The 20,739-nt window shown below is 61.9% G+C and carries 18 protein-coding genes, 1 other RNA gene and 1 pseudogene; 7 read left to right on the forward strand and 13 right to left on the reverse strand.

What is annotated here, in order from left to right; genetic code table 11:
- Positions 1-3: 3 nt before the first annotated feature.
- From P3T23_RS42190 to gyrA, 6 genes are all read right to left on the reverse strand, one after another.
- Positions 4-942, reverse strand: coding sequence for a prephenate dehydrogenase (locus P3T23_RS42190; protein ID WP_429321987.1), 939 nt, complete (start codon positions 940-942; stop codon positions 4-6).
- 44 nt (positions 943-986) lie between these two features.
- Positions 987-2,105: a histidinol-phosphate transaminase gene (gene hisC / locus P3T23_RS42195; protein ID WP_429321988.1), complete on the reverse strand. Its 1,119-nt coding sequence runs from the start codon at positions 2,103-2,105 to the stop codon at positions 987-989.
- Positions 2,106-2,166: 61 nt separating this feature from the next.
- Positions 2,167-3,249: a prephenate dehydratase gene (gene pheA, locus P3T23_RS42200; protein ID WP_429321989.1), complete on the reverse strand. Its 1,083-nt coding sequence runs from the start codon at positions 3,247-3,249 to the stop codon at positions 2,167-2,169.
- A gap of 56 nt (positions 3,250-3,305) precedes the next feature.
- Positions 3,306-4,388, reverse strand: coding sequence for a 3-phosphoserine/phosphohydroxythreonine transaminase (serC, locus tag P3T23_RS42205; RefSeq protein ID WP_429321990.1), 1,083 nt, complete (start codon positions 4,386-4,388; stop codon positions 3,306-3,308).
- 213 nt (positions 4,389-4,601) lie between these two features.
- Positions 4,602-5,201 (reverse strand): DUF2059 domain-containing protein, encoded by a 600-nt coding sequence (locus P3T23_RS42210; RefSeq protein WP_429321991.1) that lies wholly within the window; start codon positions 5,199-5,201, stop codon positions 4,602-4,604.
- 118 nt (positions 5,202-5,319) lie between these two features.
- Positions 5,320-7,911: a DNA gyrase subunit A gene (gene gyrA, locus P3T23_RS42215; protein WP_429321992.1), complete on the reverse strand. Its 2,592-nt coding sequence runs from the start codon at positions 7,909-7,911 to the stop codon at positions 5,320-5,322.
- Between the two features lie 567 nt (positions 7,912-8,478).
- On the opposite strand from gyrA, the gene ompA reads away from it, so the two are divergent.
- From ompA to ssrA, 4 genes are all read left to right on the forward strand, one after another.
- Positions 8,479-9,126 (forward strand): outer membrane protein OmpA, encoded by a 648-nt coding sequence (gene ompA, locus P3T23_RS42220; protein WP_133662190.1) that lies wholly within the window; start codon positions 8,479-8,481, stop codon positions 9,124-9,126.
- 226 nt (positions 9,127-9,352) lie between these two features.
- Positions 9,353-10,051 carry a bifunctional 2-polyprenyl-6-hydroxyphenol methylase/3-demethylubiquinol 3-O-methyltransferase UbiG gene (gene ubiG, locus P3T23_RS42225; RefSeq protein ID WP_429321993.1) on the forward strand — a complete coding sequence of 233 codons (699 nt, stop codon included), beginning with the start codon at positions 9,353-9,355 and terminating at the stop codon, positions 10,049-10,051.
- A 37-nt stretch (positions 10,052-10,088) separates the two neighbouring features.
- Complete coding sequence (locus P3T23_RS42230) at positions 10,089-10,802, forward strand: HAD family hydrolase (protein ID WP_133662188.1); 714 nt, start codon at positions 10,089-10,091, stop codon at positions 10,800-10,802.
- 84 nt (positions 10,803-10,886) lie between these two features.
- Positions 10,887-11,245: a transfer-messenger RNA gene (gene ssrA, locus P3T23_RS42235) on the forward strand.
- Positions 11,246-11,359: 114 nt separating this feature from the next.
- On the opposite strand, the gene P3T23_RS42240 is transcribed toward ssrA, so the two are convergent.
- From P3T23_RS42240 to P3T23_RS42260, 5 genes are all read right to left on the reverse strand, one after another.
- Positions 11,360-12,724 (reverse strand): TolC family outer membrane protein, encoded by a 1,365-nt coding sequence (locus P3T23_RS42240; protein ID WP_429321994.1) that lies wholly within the window; start codon positions 12,722-12,724, stop codon positions 11,360-11,362.
- The gene (locus P3T23_RS42245; RefSeq protein WP_429321995.1) at positions 12,717-14,834 is read right to left on the reverse strand and encodes a peptidase domain-containing ABC transporter; all 2,118 of its coding nucleotides are present in this window, start codon (positions 14,832-14,834) and stop codon (positions 12,717-12,719) included. The genes P3T23_RS42240 and P3T23_RS42245 overlap by 8 nt, the downstream gene beginning before the upstream one ends.
- Before the next feature lie 2 nt (positions 14,835-14,836).
- Positions 14,837-16,030 carry an HlyD family secretion protein gene (locus tag P3T23_RS42250; RefSeq protein WP_429321996.1) on the reverse strand — a complete coding sequence of 398 codons (1,194 nt, stop codon included), beginning with the start codon at positions 16,028-16,030 and terminating at the stop codon, positions 14,837-14,839.
- A gap of 88 nt (positions 16,031-16,118) precedes the next feature.
- Positions 16,119-16,832 carry a hypothetical protein gene (locus tag P3T23_RS42255; RefSeq protein ID WP_429321997.1) on the reverse strand — a complete coding sequence of 238 codons (714 nt, stop codon included), beginning with the start codon at positions 16,830-16,832 and terminating at the stop codon, positions 16,119-16,121.
- 544 nt (positions 16,833-17,376) lie between these two features.
- A complete protein-coding gene (locus tag P3T23_RS42260; RefSeq protein WP_429321998.1) occupies positions 17,377-17,805 on the reverse strand; it encodes a hypothetical protein in 429 nt (142 codons plus the stop codon).
- A 50-nt stretch (positions 17,806-17,855) separates the two neighbouring features.
- Between P3T23_RS42260 and P3T23_RS42265 the strand changes: the two genes are divergently transcribed.
- Positions 17,856-18,215: a COG4315 family predicted lipoprotein gene (locus P3T23_RS42265; RefSeq protein WP_429321999.1), complete on the forward strand. Its 360-nt coding sequence runs from the start codon at positions 17,856-17,858 to the stop codon at positions 18,213-18,215.
- Between the two features lie 26 nt (positions 18,216-18,241).
- On the opposite strand, the gene P3T23_RS42270 is transcribed toward P3T23_RS42265, so the two are convergent.
- Together P3T23_RS42270 and P3T23_RS42275 are read right to left on the reverse strand one after the other, a co-directional pair.
- On the reverse strand, positions 18,242-18,508 hold the full coding sequence (locus P3T23_RS42270) for a hypothetical protein (RefSeq protein ID WP_429322000.1): 267 nt from the start codon (positions 18,506-18,508) through the stop codon (positions 18,242-18,244).
- Between the two features lie 109 nt (positions 18,509-18,617).
- Positions 18,618-19,697 carry a substrate-binding domain-containing protein gene (locus P3T23_RS42275; protein WP_429322001.1) on the reverse strand — a complete coding sequence of 360 codons (1,080 nt, stop codon included), beginning with the start codon at positions 19,695-19,697 and terminating at the stop codon, positions 18,618-18,620.
- A gap of 141 nt (positions 19,698-19,838) precedes the next feature.
- Between P3T23_RS42275 and P3T23_RS42280 the strand changes: the two genes are divergently transcribed.
- Both P3T23_RS42280 and P3T23_RS42285 read left to right on the forward strand, forming a co-directional pair.
- The gene (locus P3T23_RS42280; RefSeq protein ID WP_429322002.1) at positions 19,839-20,324 is read left to right on the forward strand and encodes an NAD(P)H-dependent oxidoreductase subunit E; all 486 of its coding nucleotides are present in this window, start codon (positions 19,839-19,841) and stop codon (positions 20,322-20,324) included.
- Positions 20,321-20,739: pseudogene (locus tag P3T23_RS42285) on the forward strand (formate dehydrogenase); the annotation flags it as partial. The gene P3T23_RS42280 and the pseudogene P3T23_RS42285, both read left to right, overlap by 4 nt.

Here is a 20,739-nt window from a genome sequence, read left to right on the forward strand (position 1 = left end):
CTGTTATTTCGAGGCGTCACCGGCAGGCATCTTCGCGCCGCGCTCCTGCCATTCCGTGCGCGCCACGCGCGAACGGGAGAAAACGGCTTCGAGCGCGGCGCCGTCGGCGGCTTCGATCGACGCACGCAGGCGCGCGAGCACCGCTGTATAGGCGTCGAGCTCATCGAGTAACGCAGCCCGGTTGGCCACGCAGACGTCGCGCCACATTTCAGGGCTCGACGCCGCGATCCGCGTGAAATCGCGAAACCCGCCCGCAGCAAACGAAAACTTCAGTGCGGCATCCGGCGAATTGAGAATCTGTTCAACCAGCGCGAACGACAACACGTGCGGCAAGTGGCTCACCGCGGCGAACACGCGATCATGCTGCTCCACCGACATCTCGTGCACGCAGGCACCGGTTGCCTCCCACATGGCGGCAACACGCCGGACGGCCTCCGGAGGATTCTCAGGCAACGCGCACAACACGACATTGCGACCGACGTACAGGTCGGGTAGCGCGGCATCGACGCCACTCGATTCGCGGCCCGCGATCGGGTGTCCCGGCACGAACTGCCTCACTCGCGCGCCAAGCGCCAGGCGAGCCGCCGCGACGACGTCGGACTTCGTGCTGCCAGCATCGGTCACGATAGTGGCGTCATCGAGAAACGGCGCAATACGCTCCAGCAGCGCACGGGTCTGCGCAACGGGCGCCGCCAGCAGCACGAGGTCCGCCCCGCTTAGCGCGGCGCGCAGTGCCGCGTCGTCGCCTGGCGACGCCGTGCCGTCGACCACGCGGAGCTCGAGCGCTCGCGCGGTCGACGCTGGCGAGCGACCGACACCGATCACCTCACGGGCACCCGCCACGCCGTCCCGCTCACGCAACGCGCGCGCGAGCGATCCGCCGATCAGCCCGACCCCAAAAATCACCAGCTTGTTGAAAGAGAATGCGGCCACAGCGGTCACAGAAAAAGCGCGCCTCAACAGCGCGCGTTATTGGGTCCGGCCGTTCAGGCCGATGCAGTCGCCAGCGATTTTTCGAGCGCCGCGAGGAACGCCGCGTTTTCGGCAGGCAGGCCAATCGTGACACGCAGCCACTGCGGCAAGCCATAGTTGCCGACCGGCCGCACGATCACGCCCTGTCTCAGCAATTCGACGTTGACGCGGTTGCCCGCGTCGTTCTCATTGCCGACACGCACCAGCACGAAGTTGCCGTCGGAAGCCACATATTCGAGGCCAAGCCGGTCGAACGCGTCAGTCAGAAGACGATAGCCCTGTGCATTGAGTTCAGCGCTATTTTCGAGGAACGCCTCGTCATTGAGCGCAGCGATTGCCGCGGCCTGGGCCAGTGTGTTCACATTGAACGGCTGACGCAGACGGTTCAGCAGATCAGTCAGCTCAGGCTGTGCAATCGCGAACCCGACGCGCAATCCGGCCAGACCATACGCCTTGGAGAACGTACGCGACACGAGCAGATTCGGATAACGCCGCACCCACGCGATCGAGTCGTAGCGCTTTTCCGGTGCCAGATATTCCGTATAGGCCTCGTCCAGGACGACGACGATGTCGCGCGGCACCCTGTCGAGGAACGCCTCGAGCGACGGACCATCGATGAACGTGCCGGTCGGATTATTCGGATTCGCGACGAAGATCAGACGCGTGTCCGGCGTGATGGCGACCAGCATTGCGTCCAGGTCGTGGCCGTACTTCACGGCCGGCACGATGATCGCGCGCGCGCCCAGACCTTGCGTGGCGAGCGCATAGACAGCAAACGAATACTGCGAATAGATGATCGCCTGGTTTTTCTCGACGAACGCGTGTGCCGCGATTTCGAGAATGTCGTTGCTGCCGTTGCCGAGCGTGATCCACTCGGCCGGCACGTCGTAGCGCTCAGCGAGCGCAGCCTTCAGTTCAAACGCGTTCGAATCCGGATAACGGCCCAGTTCGCTCGCCGCCTGCGCGATCGCCCGTTTCGCCGACTCAGGCATGCCGAGCGGATTTTCGTTCGACGCGAGCTTCACGATGTTCGCTTCATCGAGGCCAAACTCGCGGGCAACTTCCGAAATCGGCTTGCCGGCGACGTAAGGCGCGATTGCACGGACATAGGAAGGACCGAATTGCGCTGTCATGAGTGACTCCAGATCGACGATGCCAGTTGGCGTATGGGATTGAGCGTTGGGGGGCTTCGTATCAGCGGGCGCGCGGATACGAGCCGAGAATCTTCAGAAAGGCCGCCTTCTTCTCGAGATCGGCCAGTGCAACGGCCACTGCCGCATCGTCGCGATGGCCTTCGATATCGATGTAGAAGTAGTACTCCCACGTCCCGACGCGCGCCGGACGCGACTCGAAACGGGTCATCGACACGCCGTGCCGCGCGAGCGGCTCGAGCAGCTTGACGAGCGCGCCGGGCTCGTTCTTCACCGACAGAATCAGCGACGTCTGGTCGTAGCCGCTCACGCCAGACGGCTCCTTGCCGATCATCACGAAGCGCGTGCGGTTATGCGGGTCATCCTGGATCAGCGAGTACGCGACCTGCAAGCCGTAGTGCGTCGCGGCGCGATCGCCGGCAATGGCGGCAACGGTCGGATCTTCGGCGGCCATGCGCGCGGCTTCGGCGTTGCTGGACACGGCCTGGCGCTCAAGATGCGGTGCATGCGTCGACAACCAGCGCTGGCATTGTGCGAGCGCCTGGGCATGCGCGCAGACGCGCGTCACGCCCGTCAGCCCCCCGTTGAGCGTCAGCAGGTTGTGATGGATCGGCAGGGCAAGCTCGCCGCCGATCACAAGCTGCGTCTGCAGCAAAAGGTCCAACGTGCGCGAGACCGCGCCTTCGGTCGAATTCTCGACCGGCACCACGCCGAATTCGGCTGCGCCCGCTTCGACCGAACGGAACACTTCGTCGATCGACGGACACGGCAGACCTTCGATCGACTGACCGAAGTATTCGTGCATCGCCTGCTCGCTATAGGTACCGACCGGCCCCAGATACGCCGCGCGAATCGGCTTTTCGAGCGCGCGGCTGGCTGCCATGATTTCGCGCCAGATCGCGCTGATGTGGTCGTCGGCGAGCGGGCCATCACTCATGCCCTGTAAACGCGCGATGACCTGCTGTTCGCGTTCCGGGCGAAACACAGGTGCGTTGAAATGCTTCTTGACCTCGCCCACCTCGAGCGCGACAGCCGCGCGCTGGTTGAGGAGCGTAATCAGTTGCGCGTCGATCGCATCGATGCGATCGCGCAGCGGTTTGAGTCGTGAATTAAGTTCGTCGTCCATGCGTGAAAAACGGCCCTGCCGAAAAAACTGCGGAAAAGGATGCGCGCGCCGGACAATCAGGCACTGCGCTGTTCGAATTCCTTCATGTACTCGACGAGCGCATTAACGCCTTCGAGCGGCACCGCGTTGTAAATCGACGCCCGCATGCCGCCGACGGACTTGTGGCCCTTCAGCTGCACCAGCCCGCGCGCTTTGGCGCCGGCCAGGAAATCTTCGTTACGCGACTCGTCGGCGAGGAAAAACGGTACGTTCATCCGCGACCGCGCTTTGTGCTCGACCTTGTTCAGATAGAAGCGGCTCGCATCGATCGCGTCGTAGAGCAGCTTCGACTTTTCGAGGTTGCGTGCTTCCATGGCCGCGAGGCCGCCCTGCTTCTTGAGCCACTTGAACACGAGCCCGGCGATGTAGATCGCGTATGTGGGCGGCGTGTTGTACATCGAATTGTTCTCGGCGACGGTCTTCCATTCGAATGCTGACGGGCAGATCGCGAGCGCACGATTCAGCATGTCTTCGCGCACGACCACGACCGTGACGCCCGCCATGCCGATATTCTTCTGCGCGCCGCCGAACAGGACCCCATATTTGGCGATGTCCATCGGGCGCGACAGGATATGCGACGACGCATCCGCGACCAGCGGAATATCGCCGAGATCAGGAATTTCGAAGGTTTCGACGCCGTGGATCGTCTCGTTCGTGCACAAATGCACGTAGGCTGGATCGTCCGACAGCCGCCATTCCGCACGCGACGGCGCGCGGGTAAAGCCATCAGCCGTCTGGCCGGTCGCGGCGATGTGCGCGGTGCCGTATTTCTGCGCTTCCTTGAAGGACTTCTGCGACCACGAACCGGTAATCACGAAATCGATGCTCTGCTTCCTGCCGAGCATGTTCATCGGCACAATCGCATTTTCTCCGAGACCGCCGCCCTGCAGGAACAGGATGCGGTGGCTTGCCGGCACTACGAGGAGTTCGCGCAGGTCGACAAGCGCTTCCTCGTGGATCGACATGAATTCTTTCCCGCGATGACTCATTTCCATCACGCTCATGCCGCTACCGTTCCAGTCGAGCATTTCATCGGCCGCCTGGCGCAGCACTTCTTCGGGCATGGCCGCCGGTCCGGCGGAGAAATTAAAGACGCGCATCGTGAAAACCCCGGAAGCAGGCGCAGCGGAGAAAAAAGCCCGAATCCCGCGCCCAAAAAGAAAATGGCCGTCTGCGCGTGCGCGCAAACGGCCATTATCGCACTGACACCGGCAACCCGCCAAACCCGGGCGCCTTGATATCACTTCGCGGAAACCCCGCGGCGCCCCGTCCGGCCGGCTCGCTAATGCCGGCTAGCCCGTTCGGCTAGCTTATTACTTCGGCACCTTGACCGAAGCGACTTCCTTGTCGGCCTGGTCACGCGTTGCCTTGATCGACTGCGGCATGTACTTCTGCATCAGACCATTCACCACGTCGCGGCCCACCTGGTCTTGCACCTGGATGAACTTGCGGCCGGTCGGGCTCTTGTAGAACGTGGTCAGGTCCTTGATTTCCTGCGTGCTGTAGTACTTGGCGTACGCGTCGTACTGAGCCTGCATGGCGTCCTGGCGGAATGCGTCCGTCGCGAACACCTGGCCTGCCGAGTCAACCAGCTTCGGCACGGCGGTCTTCTGCAGCGTCGGGACGGAAGCCTGCTTCTGCTTGTCCGTCAGCGACTTGTTTTCGGTCAGTGCGTCCGACAGGATCGCCGGAACGAGTTGCTTTGCCTGCATCTGTGCGCTGTTGCCGATCGCGCCGACGAGCTTTTGCGCGTCGATCGCGTCCAGCAGTTCCTTGATCGCAGCCTGCTTCGCCGGATCTGCCGGTGCCGCCGCTGCGGCCGGGGCTTCCTGCTGGGTCTGAAGTGCCTGCGCCATCGCCAAGGTCGGTACGAAAGCTGCCAGCAACATCAACTGCTTGAATCGTTTTTGCATCATTACTCCCTAAGAGAAATTATCGAACTACCCGCCGCGTGAATCGCGCTGCTACGTTCTAACGTGCACACAGATTTCACGCGGCTTTCACTCATCACCTGCAAGCCGCGAACATGGTTCAGGCAGCTCCGCCATCTTCACCGTTCGTGTCACTATCGGCACCGTCTGCGGGACCTTCGGCGTCGCCCTCAACCTCTGCCTCGGCTTCCGCTACCTGCTGCAGGCCGGAAAGCTTCGTGCCTTCATCGAGGCTGATGAGTGTAACACCTTGCGTGGCACGCCCCATTTCGCGGATCTCCGACACACGCGTGCGGATCAGCACACCTGTATTGGTGATCAGCATGATCTGGGCTTCGGGATCGACCAGGATGGCGGCGACCACACGACCGTTGCGCTCGGACGTCTGGATGGCGATCATGCCCTTGGTACCGCGTCCGTGACGCGTGTACTCCGTGATCGGCGTGCGCTTGCCATAGCCGTTTTCGGTCGCGGTCAGCACCGATTGCTGTTCGTCGCCGGCGACAAGGAGAGCTATGACCTGCTGGCCGTCCTCGAGTTGCATGCCGCGCACGCCGCGCGCTTCGCGGCCCATCGGACGGACGTCGTTCTCATCGAAACGCACGGCCTTGCCCGAATCCGAGAACAACATGACGTCATGCTGGCCATCGGTGATGGCCGCGCCGATCAGATAATCACCTTCGTCCAGACCGACCGCAATAATACCCTTGCGCAGCGGCCGGCTAAAGGCTTCCAGCGGAGTCTTCTTTACCGTTCCTGACGAGGTCGCCATGAAGACGAACTTGTCGGCCGAGAACTCCTTCACCGGCAACACGACCGTGATCTTCTCGCCGTCCTGCAACGGGAACATGTTGACGATCGGACGGCCGCGCGAATTGCGTGAACCCTGCGGCACCTCGTACACCTTGACCCAGTACACGCGGCCGCGGTTCGAGAAGCAGAGGATATGGTCGTGCGTGTTCGCGATGAAGAGCGTGTCGATCCAGTCGTCTTCCTTCATCGACGTCGCCTGCTTGCCGCGACCTCCGCGCTTCTGGGCGCGATATTCGGACAACGGCTGCGATTTCACATAACCGGCATGTGACATGGTGACCACCATGTCCTGCGGCGTGATCAGGTCTTCGGTGTTCAGTTCGGTCGCATTCAGCTCGATTTTCGAGCGACGCGCGTCACCGAATTCGGTCTTGATCGACGTCAGTTCGTCGACGATGATGGCCGTAATGCGCTCCGGGCGGGCGAGGATGTCCAGCAGATCGGCGATCTGGGCCATCACTTCGCGGTACTCGCCGATGATCTTGTCCTGCTCCAGGCCAGTCAGGCGCTGCAGACGCATCTGCAGGATTTCCTGTGCCTGAACGTCGGACAGGCGGTACAGGCCGTCGGCCTGCATGCCGAACGCCGGATTCAGGCCATCCGGACGATACGCTTCGCGGCCGCCCGCAGACGCGTTCTCGGATTCGGCGCGCGCGAGCATTTCACGCACGAGCGACGAATCCCACGGACGCGCCATCAACTCCTGCTTCGCGATCGGCGGCGTCGGCGCGGCCTTGATGATCGCGATGAAGTCGTCGATGTTGGCGAGCGCAACCGCCAGACCTTCCAGCACGTGACCCCGTTCGCGGGCCTTGCGCAGTTCGTATACGGTGCGCCGCGTCAGCACTTCCCGCCGATGCGACAGGAAACACGTGAGCATTTCCTTCAGGTTCAGCAGCTTCGGCTGGCCGTCGACCAGCGCGACCATGTTCATGCCGAACGTGTCCTGCAGCTGCGTCGCCTTGTACAGATTGTTGAGGATGACCTCCGGCACTTCGCCGCGCTTCAGCTCGATCACGACGCGCATGCCGCTCTTGTCGGATTCGTCGCGAATATCGGAGATGCCTTCCAGCTTCTTCTCGTTGACCAGCTCGGCGATGCGCTCCAGCAGCGAACGCTTGTTCACCTGATACGGCAGTTCGTCGACGATGATCGCCATGCGCTGGCCACGGTCGATTTCCTCGAAGTGCGTCAGCGCGCGCATCACGACGCGGCCGCGGCCGGTCCGATAGCCGTCGCGCACGCCGGCGACGCCATAGATGATGCCGGCCGTCGGGAAATCCGGCGCCGGGACGATCTCGATCAGCTCGTCGATCGTCGCTTCCGGGTTCTTCAGCAGGTGGTGACAGGCGTCGACGACTTCGTTCAGGTTGTGCGGCGGAATGTTGGTCGCCATCCCGACCGCGATGCCCGACGACCCATTGATCAGCAGATTGGGAATGCGCGCCGGGAGGATCGCAGGTTCATTTTCGCTGCCATCGTAGTTGGGCTGGAAGTCGACGGTTTCCTTGTCGATGTCGGCGAGCAGTTCGTGGCCGATCTTCGCCATGCGGATTTCGGTGTACCGCATCGCCGCGGCATTGTCGCCGTCGACCGAACCGAAATTACCCTGCCCGTCGACCAGCATGTATCGCAACGAGAAGTCCTGGGCCATCCGGACGATCGTGTCGTACACCGCGGTGTCGCCGTGCGGATGGTATTTACCGATCACGTCGCCAACGATACGCGCGGACTTCTTGTAGGCGCGGTTCCAGTCGTTGTTCAGTTCATGCATCGCGTACAGCACGCGCCGGTGGACCGGCTTCAGGCCATCGCGAACATCGGGAAGCGCACGCCCCACAATCACGCTCATCGCGTAATCGAGATACGAACGGCGCATTTCCTCCTCTAGGGAGATTGGCAGAGTCTCTTTGGCGAATTGATCCATTATCCGTATCTTTTTACATGCGAAGACGGCAACAAGACCCCGACTTCGCGTAGACGCTGCAGGCGCAACGCATCACGCGATTCTAACATGCGCGGCATCCGCTCCCGACCGGGGTACGTATACCTATTAGAGGGATGGTCGGGAACGGCTCCTGCGTGGACGTACGCCGATCGGCCATGCGGTCAGTCCGGCGGCCAATCTTGAGATCAATCCGGCGGTAGATTTTTCCGGAGACACCCCTTCCGTCGGAATAAAACGAACGTGCGCAAAAGGCTTGACAGCTCTTTGTTGCGCATGCACCACAATTGGCCAGGGGCGGGAAACGGGGGAGGATTTTTTTATCGTACGAGGGGAACGATATGGCAAAATGCCAACGCACAAAGAGTTAGACACTGCTCGAAGTCTACACAGCACGTCTTTTGTTCCGCACCAATGTTATACTTCGAGCAATGTATGACTTGTGTTCGGTCAACAGGCTCGCAGTAAACCTGCGGTAATCTCAATTTCGAGAGGAGAAATATGAATAAACTTTCAAAGCTCGCGTTCATTGCAGCTACCGCAGTAATGGCTGCATCCGCTTCGGCACAATCGGTGCCGGCGTCGCGACAAGCCACGAACGACAACTGGGTGAACGGCACCGGCGAATACGTGTGGATGAACGGCACGAACGAGCTTTGCTGGCGCGATGCGTTCTGGACGCCGGCAACGGCTAACGCGAAGTGCGATGGCGCCCTGGTAGCCCAGGCTCCGACCCCGCCGGCACCGGCGCCGGTCGCTCCGGCCATCACCAGCCAAAAGGTTACGTATCAAGCTGACACGCTGTTCGACTTCGACAAGGCTGTCCTGAAGCCGGCTGGCAAGGAAAAGCTGGACGAACTCGTTTCGCGAATCCAGGCTCTGAACCTGGAAGTTGTGGTTGCGACGGGTTACACGGACCGTATCGGTTCGGTGGCCTACAACGACCGTCTGTCGATGCGCCGTGCTCAAGCTGTCAAGGCATACCTCGTCAGCAAGGGCGTCGAAGCCAACCGTATCTATACGGAAGGCAAGGGCAAGCGCAACCCGGTTACGACGGGCTGCAACCAGAAGAACCACAAGCAACTCATCGCCTGCCTCGCACCGGATCGTCGCGTGGAAGTCGAAGTTGTGGGTACGGCAAAGCAGTAAGCCACGAGTTACCGCAGTGTCAAAGCCCCGCTTCGGCGGGGCTTTTTTTATGTGCGATGCGCATTCGTGTCGCTCGCACAACTGGAAAATCCCCTTACGGGGGCCGGTCTGCGGCTCAACCGCACCACGAGTGCGCGTCATTTTGCCGCTGTCTCAGACGGCCTATATACTCAGGGTTTATCCTCGCCTACCCGTTCACCCGCTTTCCTCAAGGTCCGTAACCGACATGACCAACGCCGATCCCCACGAACTGCAGAAATTCAGCGATCTCGCCCATCGCTGGTGGGACCCGAACGCCGAATTCAAGCCGCTTCACGAACTGAATCCGGTCCGGCTCAAATGGATCGATGCGCATGCCCACCTGCCGGGTAAACGCGTGCTGGACATTGGCTGTGGCGGCGGGATCCTGTCGGAATCGATGGCCGGACTTGGCGCCGATGTGAAGGGCATCGACCTCTCACGAGAGGCTCTTGGCGTCGCCGACCTTCACAGCCTTGAAAGCGGTGTAACCGTCGATTACGAAGAGATCGCCGCGGAGCCGCTCGCCGCCCGCGAACCGGGCACTTACGACGTGGTCACCTGCATGGAAATGCTCGAGCACGTGCCCGAGCCGGCAGCCGTGGTCGCCGCATGCGCGACGCTCGTCAAGCCGGGCGGCTGGGTCTTTTTCTCGACGCTTAACCGTAATCTCAAGGCGTACCTGTTTGCGGTGATCGGCGCCGAATATATCGCGCGCATGCTGCCGAAGGGGACGCACGACTACGCGCGCTTCATCCGTCCGTCGGAACTCGCCGGCTTCGTGCGCGCCGCCGACCTGAGCACTGCCGACATCAAGGGCATCGTCTACCACCCGGTCAGCAAGCACTTCGCGCTGTCCGACGACACAAGCGTCAATTACATGCTCGCCTGCCGGCGCGACGCCTGACTGGCCCGGCCTCGTCTTCCTTCCCAAGCCCGTACCCATGAGCGACCCTACGCCCCTGCCCCAACGCGAAGACGACGAAACGTCGATCGGCCTCTGCCAGGCCGTCCTGTTTGACCTTGACGGCACGTTGGCCGACACGGCGCCTGACCTCGCCGCCGCCGTGAACAAGATGCGCCACGAGCGCGGCCTCTCGATGGTGCCGCTCGACGATCTCCGCCCGCTGGCTTCAGCGGGTGCCCGTGGCCTGATCGGCGGCGCGTTCGGTATCGGCCCTGACGATCACGAATTCGCGTCGATGCGCGAGGAATTCCTGGCGAACTATGAAGCCGACCTGTGCATCGAGACGACGCTGTTTCAAGGTATCGATGCCGTGCTGGACGAACTGGACGCACGCGGCGTCCGTTGGGGCATCGTCACCAACAAGGCGGCACGCCTGACCGAACCGCTGGTCGCCCAGCTTGCGCTGGATGAACGCGCCGGATGCGTGGTCAGCGGCGACACGACCCCACATTCGAAACCGCACCCTGCACCGCTGCTGCACGCCGCGAAGGAACTGGCGGTGCCGCCGGAGCGCATCGTCTACGTCGGAGACGATCTGCGCGATGTGCAGGCGGGTTTCGCCGCCGGCATGGTGACCGTCGCAGCGGCGTACGGCTATTGCGGCAACGATCTGCCGCCCACGAAGTGGCACGCGAAGCACGTCGTCCAGTCGACGGCCGAACTGCGGAAGCTACTGCGCGACATCGTCTGAATCACCCGGTCACCACACCGCGCCCCTGATTCCGCGCGGCGTTAGCCTCATTCCGGGTTCTATGGGATAATCTAGACTCCACATGGGGCCGACCTGGTTTCGACGTGGGTAGCAAAGCAACTCAGGGCATACCGAGGACCCGTCACCTCGTAAATCAATGGGACTTTAGTAACTGCGAACGACGAAACGTACGCACTGGCGGCTTAACCCCGCCAGCCTTGCACTAACTCACTGACGGGTTAGGGGTCGCAAGACCCGGCAAGGTCATTCACGTCAGTTAATCCCTGGTGGTGTCACGACGCCAGGGCCTAAAATCTAGTGACTCGCCGTCACGAAGCGTGTTCGTCCGCGTCGGTGCGGTTAAATCAAATGACAGGACTAAGTATGTAGAACTGGTTGTGGAGTGCTTACGGACGCGGGTTCGATTCCCGCCGGCTCCACCAGAACAAACCCTGGCAGTAGCAGCACCTTGCAGCATCTGAACAGAACGCCCCGCCCAGCTTATGCTTCGCGGGGCTTTTTGTTGCTCCGGCCTGTATCCCCCTCAGTATCCCCGTTCATTTCACTGGAGGCACCCGCAGCACGGGCTGCGCCTCCGCAGGCGCCGGCGCATTTCCGGCTGGAACCAGCAGCGTGTTCACTCGCTCCACCTCGTCGACGTTCAGCGCCGCCGTCGCTGCCTTCAGTTGCAGGAGCGCGACGACGGTCTCGTACCGCGCCCGGATCAGGTCACGACGATTCGTGTAAAAGACGTCCGACGCCCGCAGCACGTCGGTATTTGCGCGGCTGCCCACCTTGTAGCCCACCTGCGTCGCGACAAGCGCCGCGTGCGATGTTTGCATCAGCCGCGTCAGCGAGTCGATTCGCTCGACGCCCGAGTGAATACGCCACCAGCTTTCCCGTGCCGTCGCGCCCGCCTGACGGGTCGTCGACAGCAGATCGTTCTGCGCCTTCTCCTCCAGCGCAACCGCCTCGTCTACCCGCGCCTGCGTTTCTCCCCCCTCGAAAATGGGAATGGTCACCGACAGCATCGCCGTGCTGGTAGTCGTCGGACGGACGTACCCGGCTGCTGCACCCGCGGGCGTGTGACTCGCGGTCACGCTCACCACCGGAAAATTCCCGGCGCGCGCCTTCTCGATATCCAGCTTCGCGATTCGCCAGTCGATCTGCCTTGATTGCACCCGATAGTCATACGCTTCTGCCTCGGCCGCCCAGCTCTCCATGTCGTCGGGATCGAGGCGCGGCATGGTCGCTGCGCCCGACAGCCGCGAAAGCGCCGAAAAGGGCTGACCAGTCAGCTCTTCCAGGCTGAGCCGCTTGAGTCGCAGATCGTTGAGCGCATCCAGTTGCTGCAAGCCGGCCTGCTCCCGGGCTGCCTCGGCTTCGCGCAGGTCGATCACGGTCGCCTCGCCCGCCGCCTGCCTGCGACGAAGCTGATCCAGGTGAGAATCGAGTGCCTGTCTGTAATCGCTCGCTCTCGCCAGTTCGTCCTCCGCGGCCAGCTCGTCGAAGAAGGCGCGCACCGCGCGCAGAATCGCGATCTGCTGCGCGTGCGCTACTTCGACAACGCCGCGCGCTTCGACGAAATTCGCCTGTTTGTACGTCGTCCAACGGCTCCAGTCAAAAAGCGGCTGTGTGAGGCTGACCGTCCAGCCGTTCTGCCAGTACGTACTGCGGGGCCCGCCCTCCGTGACGGTGCTGTTATACGCCCGCCCCCATCCGCCCTCCAGTCGTGGAAGCAACGCCGCGCGTGCTTTGGGGACAGCCTGTTGCGCCGCTCTGGAGCCGGCACGGAAGGCGGAGAGATCCGCGTCACGGTCGAGCGTCTGTTCGACGACCGTCAACAGATCGACTGCGACTGCGCTTCCTGCAAGAGCGAAACACGCCAGCGCCAGCCAGATCGACAGCGCGTACTTATTCATGAGCGGCAACCTCGGTGCGCGTCTCATCGCGCGACATTTCCCGCACCAGCGCACCATCGACCAGCCGGTAGCGCGTATCGAATGCCGCAGCCAGCGACATGTCATGTGTAATCACCACGATCGTGCAGTCCAGCCGTTGAAGCAACGCCACGATATGGCGGACCGACACGGGGTCGAGGTTCGAAGTCGGCTCGTCGAGCAACATCAGCTCACGCTGCTGATACAACGCGCGCGCGAGCAGAAGCCGTTGCCGCTGGCCGGCAGAGATGTTGGCGATCGTGTCGCTGATCACGGTGCGCGTGCGCATCGGCAGACGCATCACGTCGGCGAGCAATCCCACATCGTCGAGCAGCGCGTGAATTCGTGCTTCGTCCGCGTTGCCTGCGAAGAGCGACACGTTTTCGGCAATCGAGCCGTGCAGGATCAGGTCGCCTTGCCGCATGTGGACCGCGTGGCGCCGGATTTCGTCGACGGTGAGGTTCGGCCACGCGATCCCGTTCAGCGTGATCTGCCCTTCCTGAAGCGGTTCGGCCGCGGCAAGCAATTTGAACAACGTGGATTTACCGCTCCCTGATGAACCGGTGATGACGATCTTGTCGCCCTTCCGGATGGTGATGCTCGCCCCCTCGAGCACGGGTTGATCAGACACGCCATAGCGGAACGTCACGTTGAGCACGTCAATCTGCTCGAACGACCGCACTTCGACGGTCTTGCGGACGTCACGCGCGGGCGTATAGCGCTCGCCTTCGCAGTCGACGATATCGCCAACCCGGGCGACCGGTACGCTCAGCATGAAGTACTCGAACGCGGCATTGATCGAGCGCGCGAAGCGTTCTGACAGCAGCGATTTATAGATCAGAAACGAATAAAACACGCCGACCGAGACAGCACCGCGCAGCATCAAGCGCGAGGCCAGCCAGGTAATGGCGATCATGTCCGCGTAGTTCACGAGTTTGAGAATTGCATCACGCGCGCTGGCAAGCCGTCCGCTTTGCACAAGCGCCGCAATATAGGCGCGGTACTTCGACATGAATATCGCCGTGCGCCTCGTTTCGCCTTGGGAGAGCTTGATCAGCGATGCCGCGCGGATCGTTTCGATGAGCGTGTCGTCGCAGCGCGCCGACTTCTCCATCACAAGCGCGTGAGTGTCGCGCATGCGTGTGAACAAAAGAAACGAGACCGCCACGTAGATCCCGAAGATCAGCAACGCGACGACGGTCAATTGCGGGCTTTGCACCAGCATCAGGGCAAGCGCCAGGGTGCCCACTACGACATCGATGCCCAGCGAAATCATGGTGCGCGTCGCGAAGAGGCTGATCTCGTCCTGCGCCTTGAACCGCGCGAACAGATCGCCGACATGACGCTTTTCAAAGTACGGAATGGGATTGCGCAGCAGATGGCTGATAAGACCTTCTGTCATGTTTGCCTGAGCGAGTCCGTGCAAAAGCTCGACCAGGTAGCTCTGTACGTACTGACTGAATGCACCAACGAAGAAAATGCCGGAGAACGTGACGATCAGCACGTTCAGCAGATTCACGTTGTCCGCGGCCACGACGTCGTCGAGCACGAGGTTGCCGAGATACGGCATCGCCAGAATCGCGAACTGGCTGCCCAGCGCGACGAACATCACCTTCAGGATCTGCGCGTCCAGTTGCGGGTTGAGCGCCCGCACGCGCGCGAGCGCCGCCGGCACGCGCGAGCGGTCGCGCATGCGCGGCATGGCAGGCGTCGGCGCGCACTCGAGCAGATAGCCGGAGACGTTGGCGACGAAGGTGTCCATTGAAACACGCCGCCGGCCGCTGGCCGGATCGATCACCTGCACATAGCCGCGACCGCACTTTTCGAAGACGACGAAATGCGCACCGCCGAAATGCAGGATCGATCCGCGTTTGACGCCGGGCAGATCGGCAACATCGAACCGGTAGGCCTGTACGGCCAGACCGAACTCGACTGCAACGTCATACAGATCCATCAGCGTGAGACCGTTCGACGAGATCGCTCTGAAGGCCTGCAGTTCGCGCACTTCGGTGGCGCGTCCGAAGTGCGACAACACCATCGCCAGACATGCGTAGCCGCATTCGGCGACTTCGTTTTGATAAATGGCGCGCATCGTCAGCCCCTCAGCATGCGGTACAACGGCGCGAGCACCCATTCGGCAATCGTTCTGCGTTCGATGACGATGCTCGCGGTCGCTCCCATGCCGGGCAGGATGTCGAAATGCCGCCGCTCGAAACTGAACTGGCTGCCAGCCAGCGTGGCCCACGCCATATAGTCGCCTTCCGGGTTGGCCGGCTCCGAGGCGCCCGTCGGCGAAATCGGCGAGCGGACCGTCGTACGCGAAATCGAATCGATACGGGCCTCATAACTGCCGAATTTTGCGTACGGGAACGCGTCGAACTTGAGCCGGATGATCTGCCCTTCGCGCACGAAACCGCGCCGCCGTGATGGAATGCGCAGCGCGGCGCGCAGTGGGCCGCCGGAGCCAGTGGCAATCACAAGCGCCACGTCGGCGGGTGCCAGCGTGCGGCCCGGCACCAGTCCGGAAAAAGTGACGACGCCCGCTTTCGGCGCGGAGATTGTCGCGTTCTGTCTGTTCTCTTCGAAGCGCATGAGGATGTCCTGCAGATCGCGCGCGTGCTTCGCCTCGAGCTGCTTCAGTTGCGCGTCGAGTTCGGTTTGTGTGCTCCGTGCAGCACCCCGTTCCGCCTGCAATTGCTGACGCCGGGCCATGCCCTGCGCGACCACGACTCTCGCCTGATGCGTATCAGCCCTCGCCTGTTCGATCCGGTCCGCGGTCACATACCCGGAGACCGATTCCAGCCGTGCCAGCTTTTGCCCGGCTTCTTTCGTCAGTTGCCGGTTCTGGGCGGTTTGCTCATCGAGCGCGGCTATTTCCGCGCGGCGGCTCTGTTCCGTCAGCCGCGACATTTGCAGTTGCGCGGCAAGTTCGGCCCGGCGCTGTTCGTATTGCAAGCCCGTCGCGCGGACCTGTTCGTCTCGCATGCGCTCGTCGAATGCCGGACGCGGCCGGCCGTCGCTCGCAAGCGACAGGTCGCGCTCGAGCCGGAAAAGCGGCGCCCCAGGCGTCACCGGTGTAGACGGGTGAACATAGACATCCGACACGAGACCACTCAGCCCCTGAATCTTGATTTCAGCGGGAGACACGATTTCGGCGCGCACATCCTGCTTGAGTTCGACTTCGCGAAAGAACGCGAAAGCGATACTAATGGTGACAAGCGCCGACGTCGCATAAGCGACCCAGCGCCACGAAATGTCGTGGAATTGCGGGAGATTGATGGGTTCCATAGCGTCGTTTGTGCCGGGTTCGAGCCGGCCCTCTCTGGCTGCCTGAACTGGCGCGCATGACCTGCCGGCGCGGCGCGCATTCGCGCGCCTATCGGACAGGCGCGAACGCGTACATCGCGGGATGGCCGACGACCAGGCAACGGGGATAGTTGTCAGTCAGCGCTGCCTCGATGTAGTGAGCCAGTTGCTGAGGTGCGCCCGGATCTGCAAGCGGCATCGGCTTCAGCAATTCGGCGCTGAAGCGCCCGTGCTCGAAGCGCAGATAGAACGGCATCAACATCGCATCGAACTGTTTACCGAGCCGAAACACGCCGTGGTGAATGCGCGCGCGGCGGCCGAACATCGAGACGCCGACGGTCTCCATCGGGAACCGGTGCATCGTGAACGGCGGCACATCGGCGAAGACCACGACGACACCGCTACGCTTCAACGCCCGGGCGACGCGCAGCCCGAGTCCGTTCCGGTTGTTGTCCTCGTATGTGTAAAGCACGCTCACGCCCGGTATCTGCGCGTGATCGTCTCCGTACAGGTCCCGCGGGACCCCCGACACAACCGCAATCGACTCCAGCCCAAGCAACGCGCGCAATTCGTCGACGACGTAGATGTTCGCGTACTGGGATACATAGTGAAACGGCGACACAATGACCGGACGTCCCGGTTCGTCGACTCGCAGTTGCCGGATGCTGTCGGCGAGGGCCGCAGCCACGGCCTGCAGATCGGGCCACGCCTCACTGCCGCGCAGCAGTCTGCCAAAGTAGATTCGCTGGTCGATGAGGCTTTCGAGCAAGGCGCCAGCAGACACGCGCCACGAGTCCAACGAACCATGCGCCAGCACATGTCGACCGGTTTCACAGCGCTCCTCGGCCCTCATGCGCATCCTGATATCAAGAAGACTCCATAGCCGCCAACCCGCCATTGCGAGTGGCTCGATCGCTCCAGGCGGCATCCGTGCGACCACGGCTCTCTTCAATCGATTCCCCTGCCGCGCGACCACGCTGCGAAGCGACGCAAGGAACAGGTGCACGGTTTTGCTCAAAAACATATTCATCGATGCGCGAAAGACGGCCCCATGCCGGGGCCGTCTCGCGACACCTAGCCGTTAAGCGACCGGCTTGGTTGCCGGCGGGTTGACCGGAGCGCTGGAACCTTTGCAGCAACCGCCTGCGACAGCGGATTGGGCCAGTTCATTGCGATCGATTTTTTGCATATTGGTTTACTCTGAATAAGAGGTTGACTGGATTTAGCCTGGGAATAATGACACTACCCAAGGCGACGTAAATCGTAGCACCCTTATTTTTCAGGATGAGATATTTTTACCTTGTTTTACGACTACCCATTCAATAAAGTCAATAACTAAATATACTCTGAAACTTCGCCTCGAATCTGCTTTTAGGAAAAGTCATATTTAATTCAAACCCGTAAATCACTATCGACAACATGGAGCAAGGAGATCTCCCGGAAGCCTCCGCCTGGGCCTGATTCCATGCCTCATCGACGACGGATGGACATCCGATGTGGAATTTACGACTTGAACAAAAATACCGTGCGAGGAGAATCCATGACGGATCGCGAGATACTATCTGACAGATAAAGACACTCGAGACAGCCGGCATCACGCCATGACGTTTGAAATCAGCATCCGGAGATATATGAGGTAAGGCCCGCACCCGATCCGCGATTAAAAAACCAACAGCAAACACGAGGCCGCGCGGAATAACCCGATGTTTCCAGCCGTTTATTTCATGCACGCGAGCCTGCGTGTCGTGTGCTTTCACACAGAACGACTCAACTCAATCGCACAACGTCCAGAACAGGAGCGACCATCATGCGCAAGACGATTCTTTTCCTCGCTGTCCTCGCCATCCAGCAGACGGCATTCGCCGAGATGCCCAAAACGGTCGGTGGCCATCTGGTCGACGAAAAAGGCATGTCCCTCTATATGTTCGACAAGGACACGACGCCCGGCAAGAGCGCCTGCACAGGTGGTTGCGCACAAGCGTGGCCCGCAGCCACAGCGGATTCGTATGACAAGCCGTCGGGCGACTGGAGCGTGATTCCGTCAGCGGACGGCAAGCAGCAGTGGGCGTACAAGGGCCATCCGCTCTATCGCTTTGCGAAAGACACGAACCCGGGAGACATGAAAGGCGACGGCTTCAAGGACGTATGGCACGTCGCGAAGCCGTAGCCCGGCAGTCACGCCGGAAAGCGCGCTTACTCATCTTCAGGGCACTGCAGGTTGCAGCCGTTCGGATCCCCGTTGTCGCCCTTGCGGCGGCGTGCCGACGGTGTGTCCTTCTGATACTTCTTCGACGGCGCCGACGCGGCGAACGGCAACTGCGGATGCTCCTGCAGGCGGAATTCGTCCTGCAGGATGCCGCCCGGCACGCCGGGGGAATTCTGTGCGAACGCGAGGGAGACGGTGCCGAGAAGCGCGCCAGCCGTAACGGCTGCTGCGCATGCGTTGAGAAGGAATTTCATGTCGATTCGGCGCGGCATGGCGCGCAGTTGAGGCTGGTGCGAAGCGTAGAGAGTATCGCAAACCGTACCGCGCTGCAGCGCCACGGGCTCGCTAACTTATTACGCGCGCTTACTCCGTCACGCTTGCCAGACCGCGGTCGAGATCGACGACTTCGCCGCAGTGCAGCGGATCATATCCTTCGAGCCGCGCGACGCCGGCGCGGAACGCGTCGCTGCGCAGCGACGCGACGACCGACGCCAGCGGCGCTCGCTCCAGCGCCTGGCGGTCGCACGCGAAGTAATAGTCTTCATCGACCACCGGAATGAAGTCGAGCCCGAAGTGATGCGCGGCCGGCTGGACACCGAACCCCACATCCGCCATCCCGCTTGCGACGAACGCGGCAATCGCGGAGTGCGTCAATTCCGCCGACGCGTAGCCGTTCACCCGGTCCGGATCGATGCCGATGCGGCGCAACGCGAGATCGAGCAGCATCCGCGTGCCGGATCCCGGCTGTCGATTGACGAAGCGGATGTCGCCGCGCGACAGGTCGCTCAAACCCGCAATCCGCTTCGGATTGCCCTTCGCGAGGAAGAGCCCCTGTTTGCGGCGCGTCAGGTGGATGAGCACGTGATGCTGCGGATCGAGCCAGCGCCGATAGACGTGCGCACAGGCTTCGCGAAAGGCCCCTCGCGGCAAATGGAAGCCCGCGAGATCGCATTCGCCCCGTGCGAGCGCAGTCACGGCTTCGGCGCTGTCTCGGTATTTGATGTCGACGGGAATGTCGCGTGCGACCAGCTCGGTCACGAGTGCCGCGACCGCATAGCCGTGCGACGCGTGAATACGCACATCGTCGGTGGGTGGCACGAGCCAGCGGTTCAGTTCGCTTGCCACTTCACTCGCGAGCGCCTGCATGTTGCCGTCGAGCCGCTCGCCACACAGACGCTGCGCCCGCAGCACTGCCTGCCCGAGTTCGGACAGCACCGAGCCGCGGCCGCGCTCCTTGGCGATCAACGCGCCGCCGAGACGCTCCTCGATCGCGCGCAGCAAACCCCATGCGTGACGGTAGGACAAACCCTTAAGCGTCGCGGCCTGCGCGATGCTGCCCGATTCGTCGACGAGCGCCAGCAACGGCACGACGTCCGTCAGGCTGGCCTCCCGACCATCCACGTCGCGCACGACCAGCTGCGCCTGGCATTCGATCCTGATCATCGGCTCATATATGTAACTAGATTTCCTATTGCAGCAGGCGAGCGAGCCGCCTATTGTTCGCTCAAGACCCATGTAAAAACGAAGCATAGATGCACACATTATGAATAACAAGTGCATATTTGACTTTGGAGGAGCCCCAGCTTGGACAATACAAAAGTCGCTGATCCGGAACAGCTCGTGCAACGCCACGCGCGCCCGGGCATGTCGCTGCTAGCGATCCTTCACGCGATCCAGGACGAAGCCGGCTTCGTGCCACCGGACGTGGTCGCCCCGCTCGCGCGGGCGACCGGTCTGTCGCGGGCCGAAGTGCATGGCGTGATCACCTACTACCATCATTTCCGCACGCAGCCCGCTGCCCGCGTGACGGTCCAGCTATGTCGCGCAGAAGCGTGCCGCAGCATGGGCACCGAGGCGCTGGCGCAGCACATCGAAACGCACACCGGTTGCCGCTTCGATGAACCTCACGGTCATGCGGACGCAGTCGGCCTCGAATCGGTGTATTGCCTTGGGCAGTGCGCGTTGTCGCCGGCCATGATGATCAACGACACGCTGCACGCAAAAGTCACGCCGCAAAAATTCGACGCGCTGCTCGCCGCAGCCATGAAACGTGTGGAGGAAACGGCATGACGCGCATCTACGTCCCTCGCGATTCTTCCGCGCTCGCGCTCGGCGCCGACGCACTCGCTGATGCGATCGTCAACGAAGCCGCCCGCCGCGGCCTCCCGATCGAACTGGTTCGCAACGGCTCGCGCGGCCTGCTGTGGCTCGAGCCGCTCGTCGAAGTCGAAACGCCCGCGGGCCGCATCGGCTACGCGAACGTCGAAGACACGGATGTCGCAGCGCTCTTCGACGCCGGCTTTATCGAAGGCAAAGACCACGCACGCAGCGTCGGCGTGGTCGATGAAATTCCGTATCTGAAGAAACAGCAGCGGCTGACATTCGCCCGCATCGGCATCACCGATCCGCTTTCGATCGACGACTACGTCGCGCATGGCGGCATCGAAGGCTTGAAGCAGGCACTTGCCACCGACGGCGCCGCCGC

The sequence above is a fragment of the Paraburkholderia sp. GAS448 genome, assembly GCF_050435685.1.
GTDB lineage: Bacteria > Pseudomonadota > Gammaproteobacteria > Burkholderiales > Burkholderiaceae > Paraburkholderia.